Genomic DNA, 14,724 nt, shown 5'->3' with positions numbered 1-14,724 from the left:
ACCTTAGTGGTGGTCGTCGCCGCGCAGATAAATGACCCAGTACGTCAACCCAACTAACAAACCACCACCGATGATATTGCCGATCGTAACCGGAATCAGATTATCAATGATGAAGTTCATCACAGTCAGATGAGAAAAATTGTCCGGCGAGGAACCAATAGCGGTCCAGAATTCCGGGCTGGCGAAGTTACGAATCACAATACCAAACGGGATCATGAACATATTTGCGATACTGTGCTCAAACCCACTGGCGACGAACATGCCAACAGGGAGGATCATAATGAACGCTTTGTCGAACAGGCTACGGCCAGAGTAGCTCATCCATACCGCCAGGCACACCATCAGGTTCGCCAGAATACCGAGCGCGACGGCCTCGATAAAAGTATGGTGGAGTTTATGGTCAGCGGTTTGTAAAACATTCAAACCCCAGCCGCCATTTGCGACCATATGCTCGCCCGCCAGCCACATCAGCAGTACAAACAGTAACGCGCCTATCAGGTTGCCGATGTAAACATTCAGCCAGTTACGCGCCAGTTGGCCCCAGGTGATCCTGCCGCTCGCTTTAGCGACCACAATCAGCACTGTCGAGGTGAACAGGTCCGCGCCGCAAATCACGCAAAGAATAAGGCCTAAAGAGAAGCACATCCCGCCGATGAGTTTTGCGATGCCGTAAGGCATGGTCGCCGTACCGGTGGTGGCAGTAATGTAGAAAACAAACGCGATGGAGATAAAGACGCCCGCAGTGATCGCCAGATAAAAGGTTTTCAGCGGTTGTTTCGTTGCTTTATAGACACCCGCTTCTTCGGCAACTTTTGCCATGGCAGCGGGAAGTAATAGATCGAAAGGGTTGTCAGCTTTCACACTAACTCTCTCTATATTTAATCGGCGACGAGATACTAACAAAGCATTATACAGCAAAATTTGATATCGATCATATCTCGCCGGAGTTGTAGACCTGCAAAACGTGGTGTTATTGCAAATTTTTGCATTAACCTTATGAAAATAAAGGTAAAAATAATTTTTAAAGTTTATTATTTAAGTTGAATGATACCGCTCCGCCTCATAGCCAACAGTTAATTAATATGGAGTATTTATTAAAATAAGTAACACTAAAAGCCGGTAATGACTTTTAATGTTCACTCATATTTAACTTTAAAATTACATTTGAAATAATTAACGCCAAAATAAAAAAAGGGGCAATTAAATCGCCCCGTAATATAGCTGAGGTATGCACAATCGCATACGTTTTTTGAGTGACTTCAGGTTAAGACACTTTCCAGAAAGCCGCTTTGGCGCGCTGTAGTTTCTCATATGCGGCCAGCAACGCCTGATGCGCCGGGAAGGCTTTCAGGTCGGCATCCACCGTTTGCAGGCCGTAGAACGGTGCTTCGCCGCTCAATGCCGCGCTGGCGCTTTCTACCGCTTCGGCACCGTACATACGCACAAACGCATTGAGGTACTGCAACGGCTGGCGGTCTTCTTCCTGCGCCAGCAGCAGCAGGGTTTGCAGGCAGCGGTAGTAGTTAGCACGTTCAGCGCTGAATACCGACCCGTTGAACTCCATGGTCCATTCGGTCCAGATGAGCGCCTGTTCCAGATCGCCACCCGCCAGCGCCAGCATCGCTTTCAGCTCGCCGATGCGCAGGGTGTACCAGCCGTTGTCTTTGCCGGTCGCCAGGCCCAGCAGCTCGCGCACGCGGGTGAAGTCGTCATGGCCCTCTTCGTCCAGTTGGGCGATCAGGTTGAGGTAATCTTCTTTTTCCCACGCGCTACCCGGCAGTGCCAGAATGGTTTCGCGCAGATGAGCGCCCATGCTGTTATTGGCGAGCCACAGATCTTCTGCCGGATAGATATCGGACATGCCTGGCACGATAATGCGGCAGGCGTAAACGCTCAGATGTTCGTAGTCAGCGATATACACGTCTTTATCTTCAGATTTGAAGATAGCCATTAAGGTGGCGAACTCTTCTTCGGTGGTGCCGGCAAAGCTCCAGTCGACGAACGGGTAATCGGCATCCTGCTTGAACATATCCCAGGAGATCAGACCGCTGGAATCGATAAAGTGGGTTTCCAGGTTAGCGTGCTCCGCGACTTCTTCATCATCGAAGGTCGGCGGGGTAAACACGTCCAGATCCTTCAGGCCTCGGCCCTGCAACAGCTCGGTCACGGTACGTTCCAGCGCCACGCCGAAATCCGGGTGCGCGCCAAACGAGGCAAAACAGGTGCCGTTTGCCGGGTTAAACAGCACCACGCAGATCACCGGGTATTTGCCGCCCAGCGAGCCGTCGTAGGCAAAGATCGGGAAACCTTCGGCTTCGAGTTTAGCAATGGCTTCCACCACGCCCGGATAGCGCGCCAGAACCTCCTGCGGGATTTCCGGCAGGCTGATGCTTTCGGCGATAATGCGGTTTTTGATATGACGCTCAAACACTTCAGACAAGCCCTGCACGCGCGCTTCGTTGGCGGTGTTGCCTGCGGACATACCGTTGGAGACATACAGGTTGCCGACGATGTTCATCGGGATATACACGGTCTGCTGGTCGGACTGACGGGTGAACGGCAGGGCGCACACGCCGCGCGACGCGTTGCCGGATTGCAGGTCGATCAGCATGCTGGCGGTGAGTTCATTGTCCGGATCGTAAAAGGCGCGCAGGCGATCGTCCAGAATGCCTTCCGGCAATTCGTCGTCTTCCGGGATCGGGAACCACTTCTCGTTGGGATAGTGAACGAACGGACCGTTAGCGATGGTGTCGCCCAGCCAGAAATCGGCGAAGAAATAGTTGGTGGACAGACGTTCAAAATATTCGCCCAGCGCGGAGGCCAGCGCGGCTTTTTTAGTGGCGCCTTTCCCGTTGGTGAAGCACAGCGCGGAGTCTTTATCGCGAATATGCACCGACCAGACGTGCGGGACGGGGTTTAACCAGGAGGCTTCTTCAATATTAAAGCCGAGGTCGGTGAGCTGTTGCTGAAAGCGAGCGATGGAATCTTCCAGCGCAGCATCTTTACCGGGAATGAAGGTTTGAGTCATGAGAGTCACTTTTATCGTACGCAAAGCGCGCAATGATACGGGTTTTGTGTTGCGGGTGCCATCTTCCCGCCGTAGCGGGCAAAAATAATTGTTCGCGCTATGCTTACTTTCAGCAAGGTACTGTAAAGGCGAATAAAAATGAAAGCATTTGATTTGCAACGGATGGCTTTTGACAAGGTCCCCTTTGAATTCCTCGGCGAAGTCGCGCTGCGCAGCTTATACACCTTTGTGTTGGTGTTTATTTTCCTGAAACTCACCGGGCGGCGCGGCGTGCGCCAGATGTCGCTGTTTGAAGTGTTGATTATCCTGACGCTGGGCTCTGCTGCGGGTGACGTGGCGTTTTATGACGACGTGCCGATGATCCCGGTGCTGGTGGTGTTTATTTCGCTCGGCGCGCTTTACCGGCTGGTGATGTGGCTGATGGCGCGCAGCGAGAAACTGGAAGATCTGCTCGAAGGCAAACCGATGATTGTGGTGAAAGAGGGCGAGCTCGCCTGGGACAATCTTCGCAAAGAGAACATGACCGAGTTTGAATACTTTATGGAACTGCGGCTCAGCGGCGTGGAACAGCTCGGCCAGGTGAAATTAGCCATACAGGAAACCAACGGGCAGTTGAGCGTTTATTTTTACGCGGATGAGAATGTCAGGCCCGGATTGCCCATTCTGCCGGACTCCCATAAACCAGCCTTTAAAATCATGCCTGACGCGGGAGATTACGCCTGCACGCGCTGTAGCGAAGTAGTCGCAATGAAAGCCGGAGATAAATTAATGTGTCCGCGCTGCGCGCATAACCAGTGGGTCAAAGCCAGCCGCGCCCGCCGCGTTACCTGAACAGTGTAAATTTCGGCGTTCTGCTTCCCGCCTGGCATAATCTGCCGTGTGATAAAGCGCACATTTTGCCCCCGGCGGGGATTAGCCATTGCAGCCGTACTCGCTGAGTGATAAAACCGATAGCCACAGGAAAAACTTATTGTTATGCGTGGTGAGGGGAAATGACTCAGGTCTACAATTTTAGTTCTGGCCCGGCGATGTTACCGGCAGATGTAATGCTTTTGGCACAGCAGGAATTACGCGACTGGCAGGGATTGGGTACATCGGTAATGGAAGTCAGCCATCGCGGCAAACCGTTTATCGCGGTCGCAGAAGAGGCGGAAAAAGATTTTCGCGATCTGCTGAATATCCCCTCTAATTATAAAGTTTTATTCTGCCACGGCGGCGGACGCGGACAGTTCTCTGCCATCCCGCTTAACCTGCTGGGCAATAAAACCACCGCAGATTACGTGGATGGCGGCTACTGGGCAGCCAGTGCGGTGAAAGAAGCGCATAAATACCTTAAGCCGAACGTCATCGATGCCAAAATTACCGTCGACGGTAAACGCGCCATCAAGCCGATGAGCGAATGGCAGCTTTCTGAAGACGCTGCATACTTGCACTACTGCCCGAATGAAACCATCGACGGTATCGCCATTAACGAAACGCCGGACTTCGGCGACGCCATCGTTACCGCTGATTTCTCCTCCACCATTCTTTCCCATCCGATTGATATTTCCCGTTACGGCGTAATTTATGCCGGTGCGCAGAAAAATATCGGCCCGGCAGGGTTAACAATTGTTATCGTGCGTGAAGATCTGCTGGGTAAAGCGCACTCCGTCTGCCCGTCGATCATCGACTACACCGTGCTGAGCGAAAACGATTCGATGTTCAACACGCCGCCGACATTCGCCTGGTATCTCTCCGGCTTGGTGTTTAAATGGCTGAAGCAGCAGGGCGGTGTGGACGTCATGGACCGCATCAACCAGCAAAAATCGGATCTGCTGTACGGCGTTATCGACAACAGCGATTTCTACCGTAACGACGTGGCCCGTGCTAACCGCTCGCGCATGAACGTGCCGTTCCAGCTGGCTGACAGCAACCTCGATAAACTGTTCCTCGACGAGTCATTTAAAGCCGGTCTGCATGCGCTGAAAGGCCACCGCGTGGTCGGCGGGATGCGCGCCTCTATCTATAACGCGATGCCGCTGGAAGGCGTAAAAGCGCTGACCGATTTTATGATTGATTTTGAGCGTCGCCACGGTTAATCCTCGTTATTGTTTTTCTTCCCCGCAGCCTGTCTGCGGGGCTTTTATTACCTCGATCGAGAATTTTTTGCATGCAGGAATCCCTGACTTTACAGCCCATCGCGCACGTTGAGGGCACCATCAACCTTCCCGGCTCGAAGAGCGTTTCCAACCGCGCATTACTGCTTGCTGCCTTCGCCAAAGGCAAAACGGTGCTGACCAACCTGCTGGACAGCGATGACGTCCGCCATATGCTGAACGCCCTGAAAGCGCTGGGCGTTGAATATGTACTGTCCGATGACCGTCGCCGTTGCGAAGTCATCGGTCTGGGCGGCACGTTCCAGGCAAAAGGCGAGCTGGAGCTGTTTTTAGGGAATGCCGGCACCGCCATGCGCCCGCTGGCGGCGGCGCTGTGCCTGGGGCACAACGACATCGTGCTCACCGGCGAGCCGCGAATGAAAGAGCGTCCTATCGGCCATCTGGTGGATGCACTGCGCCAGGGCGGCGCGCAGATAGATTATCTGGAACAGGAACATTATCCTCCGCTGCGCCTGCGCGGCGGTTTTAGCGGCGGCAACGTCGAGGTTGATGGTAGCGTTTCCAGCCAGTTTTTGACGGCGTTGCTGATGACCGCACCGCTGGCGGAGCAGGACACGGTTATCACCATCAAAGGCGATCTGGTGTCCAAACCCTATATCGACATTACCCTGCATCTGATGAAAACCTTCGGCGTGGACGTTGAAAACGGCGATTACCAGCGCTTTGTTATCCGCGGCGGGCAACGCTATCAGGCGCCGGGTGAGTATCTGGTGGAAGGCGACGCGTCGTCAGCGTCCTATTTCCTGGCGGCGGCGGCGATCAAGGGCGGTACGATTAAAGTGACCGGCATTGGCCGCAACAGCGTCCAGGGCGATATCCGTTTTGCTGACGTGCTGGAGAAAATGGGCGCGCAAATTACCTGGGGTGACGACTTTATCGTCTGCACCCGTGGCGATCTCAACGCTATCGACATGGACATGAACCATATCCCCGATGCCGCCATGACTATCGCCATTACTGCGCTGTTCGCTAAAGGCACTACGACGCTGCGCAATATCTATAACTGGCGAGTCAAAGAAACCGACCGCCTGGCCGCGATGGCGACGGAGTTGCGTAAAGTGGGCGCGACGGTGGAAGAGGGCCATGATTTCATTACGGTCACGCCGCCGGAGCAGTTACGCTTTGCGGATATCGGCACCTATAACGATCACCGTATGGCGATGTGTTTCTCATTAGTGGCGCTATCAGATACGCCGGTGACCATTCTTGATCCGAAATGCACCGCCAAAACCTTCCCGGATTATTTTGAGCAGTTGGCGCGCCTGAGTACCCAGGCGTAAGCTTTCATCCCGCCTCTACGGGCTGGCACTGCGCCAGCCCGCTATACTTGAGCAATTCCTCTACATTCAGATTCATAAACCAAATCATACGTAAGCTTTAGTAACGCTCTGAGTGATTGGCGCGTATAATGCGCGGCGTTTATGACATGTATGCCTGGCTTAAGGAGAATAGGATGACGGCAGCAGCCCCCGTGATTACCGTTGATGGGCCGAGCGGCGCAGGTAAAGGCACGCTATGTAAAGCCCTGGCTGAAGCATTGCAATGGCATTTGCTGGATTCAGGCGCTATCTACCGTGTCCTTGCGCTGGCGGCTCTGCATCACCATGTTGATGTGGCTTCTGAAGAAGCGCTGGTGCCCCTGGCGGCGCATCTCGACGTGCGTTTTGTGGCGACCAATGAAGAGCTGGAAGTGATCCTCGAAGGCGAAGACGTCAGCGGCGAAATCCGTACCCAGGATGTGGCCAACGCCGCCTCGCAGGTCGCGGCTTTCCCTCGCGTTCGTGAAGCGTTGCTGCGTCGTCAACGGGCGTTTCGCGAAGCGCCGGGTCTGATCGCCGACGGGCGTGATATGGGCACCGTGGTATTCCCTGATGCGCCAGTGAAAATTTTCCTTGACGCCTCCTCTGAAGAGCGCGCCCAACGCCGCATGCTACAGTTGCAGGAGAAGGGCTTTAGTGTTAACTTTGAACGCCTTTTGGCCGAGATCAAAGAACGTGACGATCGCGATCGAAATCGTTCCGTAGCGCCGCTTGTCCCCGCTGCCGATGCTTTAGTTCTGGATTCCACGAGTTTAAGTATTGAGCAAGTGATTGAAAAGGCGCTACAATATGCGCGCCAAAAACTGGCTCTCGCTGATTAAGCGACAGAATTTGCAGTACCCCCGTTGCAATGGATTGACAGCGGGTATGTGAAACAACCCCATCCGGCATGAAGCCAGGTGGACGTTAAATTAAAACCTGAAGATTAAACATGACTGAATCTTTTGCTCAACTCTTTGAAGAATCCCTGAAAGAAATCGAAACCCGCCCGGGTTCTATCGTTCGTGGTGTTGTTGTTGCTATCGACAAAGATATCGTACTGGTTGACGCCGGTCTGAAATCTGAGTCTGCCATTCCGGCTGAGCAGTTCAAAAACGCCCAGGGCGAAATTGAAATCCAGGTTGGTGACGAAGTTGACGTTGCTCTGGATGCAGTAGAAGACGGTTTCGGTGAAACCCTGCTGTCTCGTGAGAAAGCGAAGCGTCACGAAGCATGGCTGATGCTGGAAAAAGCTTACGAAGAAGCGGCGACCGTTACTGGTGTTATCAATGGCAAAGTCAAGGGCGGCTTCACTGTTGAGCTGAACGGTATTCGTGCGTTCCTGCCAGGTTCTCTGGTTGACGTGCGTCCGGTTCGCGACACCCTGCACCTCGAAGGCAAAGAGCTTGAATTCAAAGTAATCAAGCTGGACCAGAAGCGTAACAACGTTGTTGTTTCTCGTCGTGCCGTTATCGAGTCTGAAAACAGCGCAGAACGCGATCAGCTGCTGGAAAACCTGCAGGAAGGCATGGAAGTCAAAGGTATCGTTAAGAACCTCACTGACTACGGTGCATTCGTTGATCTGGGCGGCGTAGATGGCCTGCTGCACATCACTGATATGGCGTGGAAACGCGTTAAGCATCCGAGCGAAATCGTGAACGTTGGCGACGAAATCACTGTTAAAGTGCTGAAGTTCGACCGCGAGCGTACTCGTGTTTCCCTGGGCCTGAAACAGCTGGGCGAAGATCCGTGGGTGGCTATCGCTAAACGTTACCCGGAAGGCACTCGTCTGACTGGCCGCGTGACCAACCTGACCGACTACGGCTGCTTCGTTGAAATCGAAGAAGGCGTTGAAGGCCTGGTGCACGTTTCCGAAATGGACTGGACCAACAAAAACATCCACCCGTCCAAAGTTGTTAACGTTGGCGACGTAGTGGAAGTAATGGTTCTGGATATCGACGAAGAACGTCGTCGTATCTCCCTGGGCCTGAAACAGTGCAAATCCAACCCGTGGCAGCTGTTTGCTGAGACCCACAACAAAGGCGACCGCGTTGAAGGTAAAATCAAGTCTATCACTGACTTCGGTATCTTCATCGGCCTGGACGGCGGCATCGACGGCCTGGTTCACCTGTCTGACATCTCCTGGAACGTTGCAGGCGAAGAAGCAGTTCGTGAATACAAGAAAGGCGACGAAATCGCAGCGGTTGTTCTGCAGGTTGACGCAGAGCGTGAGCGTATCTCCCTGGGCGTTAAACAGCTCGCAGAAGATCCGTTCAACAACTACGTTGCTATGAACAAGAAAGGCGCTATCGTTACTGGTAAAGTAACGGCAGTTGACGCGAAAGGTGCTACAGTTGAATTAGCAGACGGCGTTGAAGGCTACCTGCGCGCTTCTGAAGCTTCCCGTGACCGCGTTGAAGATGCCACTCTGGTTCTGAGCGTTGGCGACGATGTTGAAGCTAAATTCACTGGCGTTGATCGTAAAAACCGTGTTGTAAGCCTGTCTGTTCGTGCCAAAGACGAAGCTGACGAGAAAGATGCAATCGCAACTGTTAACAACAAACAGGAAGACGGCAACTTCTCCAGCGCTATGGCTGAAGCATTCAAAGCAGCTAAAGGCGAGTAATCGTCCGAGCGCTAAATCAGGGCGGCTGCGGCCGCCCTTGTTCGATTGATAGCTGTAGGCAAATTTTCCTGAATGGAAACCGGAGGAATGATGACCAAGTCAGAATTAATTGAAAGACTTGCAACCCAGCAATCTCATATTCCCGCGAAAGCGGTGGAAGATGCAGTAAAAGAGATGCTGGAGCATATGGCCACGACTCTCGCCCAGGGCGAGCGTATTGAAATCCGGGGTTTTGGCAGTTTCTCCTTACACTATCGCGCTCCGCGCACTGGCCGTAACCCGAAAACGGGCGATAAAGTGGATCTGGAAGGTAAATACGTTCCGCACTTTAAGCCGGGTAAAGAATTACGCGACCGCGCCAATATCTATGGTTAAGCTAGTTTGAGCTTGCCCTGAAGACGACATCTACGGATGTCGTTTTTTTTTGCCCTTCATAAACGTTACGGTTTAACTCGCAAGATTTCTGCGCGTTGCAGCAACACCACAACATTCTATGAACACAGCGCGTAACGCTGTGATTCCTGACTCGCGCTCCTGTTTATTCCCGGCATACTGCGGCACGACAGGAGGCCTGCATGACACTCATTACCCTTTGCTATTGCCTGATTTTAGGGACAATGCCGCTACTCTGGCTGCCTCAGTTACCGTCACTGGAGCTGTTGGCAGTGATAAATGCGGCTGCGATGCTGCTACTTTTAGCACCGGGAAAAGCCGCGCGCACGCTGGCGCTGATGCTGCTCTTTTTCTGTTGGGCCTCTCTGGCGGCATGGCAAACCCTGACGCCATTGTCGCTCACCACGCGCAATCAGCATGTGACGGCGACGATCCTGCAAACCGATGGTGGCACCCGGCATCTGGCGCGAATCACCCATATTGAGGGTAAATGGCTGCTTCCGGCCATTACGGTAGATTTGCCCGGCGGCTATCTTGCAGAAAAAGTGTGTGCTGGCCAGCGCTGGAACCTTGTGGTGCGCCTGAAGCCCATCCACGGGCAGCTTAATGATGGTGGATTTGACAACCAGCGCTACGCCTTGTCACAGCGGCGTATCGTAACGGGCCGGATAATCTCCTCCCGGCCGCTCGACAGCCAATGCAGTTGGCGCGCAGATTTTATGGCATCGATTAGCCAGTCGCTTTCGCACCGGACCTGGCGCGAGGTCATCATGGCATTGGGCTTCGGCGAACGGCTGGCGGTAAGCGATGAAATAAAAAACCTGATGCGTGAAACCGGAACATCCCATCTAATGGCGATTTCCGGGCTGCATATTGGCCTCGCCGGATTAATGGGGTGGGGGATAGCACGTTTGTTGCAATTTGCCTTCCCGGCCAGATTCATCCACCACGCTTTCCCCTTACTCATCAGTTTAGCAACCAGCGGCGCCTATACAGGGTTGAGCGGAGCTAACCCACCCGCGATCAGAACCTTTGTCGCCATGCTGATTTGGGGCGCGCTCAGACTGAGCGGGCGCAACGGGCAGCCTTTGCACGTATGGCTGTGCTGCGTCGCTGGCATAATGTTTATCGATCCCTTAACCGTGCTGTCAGAAAGCTTCTGGCTTTCGGTTCTGGCAGTAGGCGCGCTGCTGTTCTGGTTTCAATGGATGCCCTTCATTCCGCTGGGATCGCCGCGCATCGTCAAACCTGTGCTGGCGCTAGTGCACCTCCAGACTGGCATGGCATTACTGCTATTGCCGCTACAGGTCATGCTGTTTCATGGCATCAGCCTGACGTCAGTCGTCGCTAATTTATTTGCCGTACCGGTGGTGACCTTTGTGACCGTGCCGCTGATCCTGCTGGCGATGATGACAAATCGTGTGGGGATGGGTGCAGCGGAGCATGTTCTTGAATACCTCGCGGACCGTTCGCTGGCCGGGGTTTTTTATGGATTACAGGCGCTGCCGCACGGCTGGCTGGATGTCGACAGGCGTTTTCTCTGGCTGGCGTTTAGCCCTTGGTTGCTAATTGTTCTCTGGCGGCTACGCTTTCTGTGGTACACGCCATTGTTGCCTGGCATTGTGGTGCTACTGTTGAGCGGGCCGCTGATCCGCCAGCGTCACGATAATGGTTGGGCCGTTCATATGCTGGATATTGGGCATGGCTTAGCGATCGTTATCGAGCGTAATGGTCGCGCCATGCTCTACGATACTGGCAACGCCTGGCCGGGCGGGGACAGCGCGCGACAAACGATTATCCCCTGGTTGCGCTGGCATCGCCTGACACCCGATGGCGTAATCGTAAGCCACGAGCATCTCGATCATCGGGGCGGCCTGAACAGTTTGATTAAGACATGGCCGTCGCTACCCGTGATCAGTTCGTTGGGGTGGGCTGGGCATCAACCCTGCCTGCGTGGCAAGCGCTGGCGCTGGCAGGGGCTGGTGTTCACGGTGCACTGGCCCCAGACGCTCAGCGCGAATACCGGGAACAACGCCTCGTGCGTGGTTAAAGTCAGCGATGGCGAGCAGAGCGTCTTATTGACCGGGGATATTGAAGCTGACGCCGAACGGTTGATGGTAAAGCACCACTGGCGCGAACTACAGGCTTCCGTGCTGCAGGTGCCGCACCACGGCAGTAAAACATCATCCAGCGTTCTCCTGTTGAGGACGGTAGCAGGGCAGGCTGCGCTGGCCTCCGTGGCCCGCTATAACGCGTGGCGGTTGCCGTCTCGCCCGGTAGTGGCGCGTTATAAGCACTATGACTATCAATGGCAGGATACCGCCCATGCGGGACAAATAACGGTGAATTTTTCGCCAAAAGCTATGGTTATCACACGCTTCCGGCAGCAACTTTCGCCTCGCTGGTATCATCAGTGGTTTGGCGTAGATAAGGATAACGGGTAGAATATGCGGCTATTTCAACGAAAGCTGGTTTTTTGAATGCATACCGACAAAGATCTTTCGACGTGGCAAACCTTTCGCCGCCTCTGGCCAATGATTGCCCCTTTCAAACCAGGCCTCATTGTTGCTGCGATAGCGTTAATTCTCAACGCAGCCAGCGATACCTATATGTTATCGCTGCTTAAACCATTACTGGACGATGGTTTTGGTAAGACGGATCGCTCTGTACTGCTCTGGATGCCTTTAGTCGTCATTGGATTAATGGTCCTGCGCGGCATCACCAGTTACATTTCAAGCTATTGTATTTCATGGGTTTCCGGTAAGGTCGTCATGACTATGCGCCGCCGCCTGTTTAACCATATGATGGGGATGCCGGTCGCATTCTTTGATAAACAGTCCACCGGTACACTACTTTCACGTATTACCTATGATTCTGAACAGGTTGCCTCATCCTCTTCTGGCGCGCTGATCACCGTCGTGCGTGAAGGCGCATCGATTATCGGCCTGTTTATCATGATGTTTTATTACAGCTGGCAGCTGTCGATCATTCTGATCGTGCTCGCGCCCATCGTGTCCATTGCCATTCGCGTGGTTTCAAAACGTTTTCGCAATATCAGCAAAAACATGCAGAACACCATGGGGCAGGTGACTACCAGTGCGGAGCAGATGCTCAAAGGGCATAAAGAAGTGCTGATGTTTGGCGGCCAGCAGGTAGAAACCGATCGGTTTGACAAAGTGAGCAATAAAATGCGCCGCCAGGGGATGCGTATGGTTTCCGCCTCCTCCATCTCCGATCCGATTATCCAGCTGATCGCCTCCCTGGCCCTGGCTTTCGTACTGTATGCCGCCAGCTTCCCCAGCGTGATGGAAACCCTCACCGCCGGGACCATTACCGTGGTGTTCTCGGCGATGATCGCCCTGATGCGCCCGCTTAAATCCCTGACCAACGTTAACGCCCAGTTCCAGCGCGGTATGGCGGCCTGCCAGACCCTGTTCAGCATTCTGGACAGCGAGCAGGAAAGAGATGACGGTACGCGGGTTATCGAACGCGCCACGGGTGATATTGAGTTCCGTAATGTCACCTTTACCTATCCTGGCAGAGACACTCCGGCGCTGCGCAACATCAATCTGCGCATTCCGGCGGGGAAGACCGTCGCTCTGGTTGGGCGCTCTGGCTCGGGTAAATCGACCATCGCTGGTTTGATCACCCGCTTTTACGATATTGATGAAGGTGAAATCCTGATGGACGGCCATGACCTGAGGGAATATACCCTGACGTCATTACGTAACCAGGTGGCGCTGGTGTCCCAGAACGTGCATCTGTTTAACGATACCGTCGCCAACAACATTGCTTACGCCCGTACCGAAGAGTACAGCCGCGAAGAAATTGAGAAGGCCGCGAAAATGGCCTATGCCACCGACTTTATCAATAAGATGGATAACGGCTTCGACACCATCATCGGTGAAAACGGGGTGATGCTCTCCGGCGGTCAACGCCAGCGTATCGCCATCGCCCGTGCGTTGCTGCGCGATAGCCCGATCCTCATCCTGGATGAGGCGACATCGGCGCTGGATACCGAATCTGAACGCGCTATCCAGGCGGCGCTGGATGAACTGCAGAAAAACCGCACATCGCTGGTGATTGCCCACCGCCTGTCGACCATTGAGAAAGCCGATGAAATCGTGGTAATTGAAGATGGCCGCATCGTGGAGCGTGGCACCCATGACGAACTGTTAAATGAGCGCGGCGTGTACGCCCAGCTTCATAAAATGCAGTTTGGCGCATGATTGAAAAAATCTGGTCAGGGCAATCCCGCCTGTGGTTTCTGCTGTTGCCGCTCGCCGGGCTTTATGGCCTGGTGAGCACCCTTATCCGGCTAAGTTACCGTGCAGGGTGGCGTAAAGCCTGGCGCGCGCCTGTCCCGGTGGTCGTGGTGGGCAATCTGACCGCGGGCGGCAACGGTAAAACTCCGGTGGTGGTTTGGCTGGTGGAGCAGTTGCAGCAGCGCGGCATCCAGGTTGGCGTGGTTTCACGCGGCTACGGCGGCAAAGCCGAACGCTATCCGCTGGTCCTCGATGCGCAGACTTCCAGCGAACAGGCCGGAGATGAGCCGGTGCTGATTTACCAGCGTACCGGCGCTGCTGTGGCGGTCTCGCCGGTACGCAGCGAGGCGGTGCAGGCCCTGCTTGAACATAATCCGCCGCAAATTATCATCACCGACGACGGGCTTCAGCATTATGCGCTGGCGCGTGACAGGGAAATCGTCGTAGTGGACGGGGTACGGCGTTTCGGCAACGGCTGGTGGTTGCCCGCGGGCCCGATGCGTGAACGTGAAGGCCGGTTGCGTGAAGTAGATGCGGTTATCACCAATGGCGGTACGCCAAAAGCGGGTGAGATCGCGATGCGGCTGGTGCCAACCCAGGCCGTTAATCTGCTAACCGGAGAAAAGCGTGATGCCGCATCGTTCACAGACGTGGTTGCAATGGCGGGAATTGGTCATCCGCCGCGCTTTTTCGCCACGCTGGAAAGCTTAGGCGTAACGCCCGTTAAGACGCTGAGCCTGGCGGATCACCAGGCGCTGACGCAAGCGCAGGTCTCCGCCTTCGCCCGTCCTGACCAGGTATTAATGATGACCGAAAAAGACGCGGTGAAATGCCGGCCCTTCGCGCAACAAAACTGGTGGTATTTGCCGGTAGAGGCGCAGCTTGCATCCCCGGCGGCAGACAAACTTCTTCTGGATATCCTCTCCCTGGTGCGCTAAACAGCCGCTGGGCCGAACAA

The 14,724-nt window shown here is 54.3% G+C and carries 11 protein-coding genes; 9 read left to right on the top strand and 2 right to left on the bottom strand.

Annotation, left to right across the window (positions count from 1 at the left end; translation table 11 throughout):
* Positions 1–3: 3 nt before the first annotated feature.
* Positions 4–861 (bottom strand): formate transporter FocA, encoded by an 858-nt coding sequence (focA, locus tag ACVV26_RS14045; RefSeq protein WP_474797741.1) that lies wholly within the window; start codon positions 859–861, stop codon positions 4–6.
* Positions 862–1,264: 403 nt separating this feature from the next.
* Positions 1,265–3,028, bottom strand: coding sequence for a 30S ribosomal protein S12 methylthiotransferase accessory factor YcaO (ycaO, locus tag ACVV26_RS14040; RefSeq protein ID WP_474797739.1), 1,764 nt, complete (start codon positions 3,026–3,028; stop codon positions 1,265–1,267).
* 138 nt (positions 3,029–3,166) lie between these two features.
* On the opposite strand from ycaO, the gene ACVV26_RS14035 reads away from it, so the two are divergent.
* The 9 genes from ACVV26_RS14035 to lpxK all read left to right on the top strand — a co-directional run bounded on the left by ACVV26_RS14035 (position 3,167) and on the right by lpxK (position 14,704).
* Positions 3,167–3,859, top strand: a complete 693-nt coding sequence (locus tag ACVV26_RS14035; protein ID WP_474797737.1) for a DUF421 domain-containing protein — start codon at positions 3,167–3,169, stop codon at positions 3,857–3,859.
* A gap of 161 nt (positions 3,860–4,020) precedes the next feature.
* Positions 4,021–5,106, top strand: a complete 1,086-nt coding sequence (gene serC, locus ACVV26_RS14030; RefSeq protein ID WP_474797735.1) for a 3-phosphoserine/phosphohydroxythreonine transaminase — start codon at positions 4,021–4,023, stop codon at positions 5,104–5,106.
* Positions 5,107–5,177: 71 nt separating this feature from the next.
* The gene (gene aroA, locus ACVV26_RS14025; RefSeq protein ID WP_474797733.1) at positions 5,178–6,464 is read left to right on the top strand and encodes a 3-phosphoshikimate 1-carboxyvinyltransferase; all 1,287 of its coding nucleotides are present in this window, start codon (positions 5,178–5,180) and stop codon (positions 6,462–6,464) included.
* A 173-nt stretch (positions 6,465–6,637) separates the two neighbouring features.
* Positions 6,638–7,324 (top strand): (d)CMP kinase, encoded by a 687-nt coding sequence (cmk, locus tag ACVV26_RS14020; RefSeq protein WP_312978683.1) that lies wholly within the window; start codon positions 6,638–6,640, stop codon positions 7,322–7,324.
* Between the two features lie 110 nt (positions 7,325–7,434).
* Positions 7,435–9,108: a 30S ribosomal protein S1 gene (gene rpsA, locus ACVV26_RS14015; protein ID WP_312978685.1), complete on the top strand. Its 1,674-nt coding sequence runs from the start codon at positions 7,435–7,437 to the stop codon at positions 9,106–9,108.
* Positions 9,109–9,198: 90 nt separating this feature from the next.
* On the top strand, positions 9,199–9,483 hold the full coding sequence (gene ihfB / locus ACVV26_RS14010; protein WP_125291785.1) for an integration host factor subunit beta: 285 nt from the start codon (positions 9,199–9,201) through the stop codon (positions 9,481–9,483).
* A gap of 200 nt (positions 9,484–9,683) precedes the next feature.
* Positions 9,684–11,945, top strand: coding sequence for a ComEC family protein (locus ACVV26_RS14005; RefSeq protein WP_474797731.1), 2,262 nt, complete (start codon positions 9,684–9,686; stop codon positions 11,943–11,945).
* A gap of 36 nt (positions 11,946–11,981) precedes the next feature.
* Entirely contained in the window at positions 11,982–13,730 is a 1,749-nt protein-coding gene (gene msbA, locus ACVV26_RS14000; protein WP_474797729.1) for a lipid A ABC transporter ATP-binding protein/permease MsbA, read from the top strand.
* The gene (gene lpxK, locus ACVV26_RS13995) at positions 13,727–14,704 is read left to right on the top strand and encodes a tetraacyldisaccharide 4'-kinase (protein WP_474797727.1); all 978 of its coding nucleotides are present in this window, start codon (positions 13,727–13,729) and stop codon (positions 14,702–14,704) included. Before msbA ends, lpxK begins: the two co-directional genes overlap by 4 nt.
* Positions 14,705–14,724: the final 20 nt, after the last annotated feature.

The sequence above is a fragment of the Atlantibacter sp. MEI4A-1023 genome (assembly GCF_056155425.1).
The sequence above is the reverse complement of the archived record's forward strand: the minus strand, read 5'-3'. Positions and strand labels throughout refer to the sequence as shown.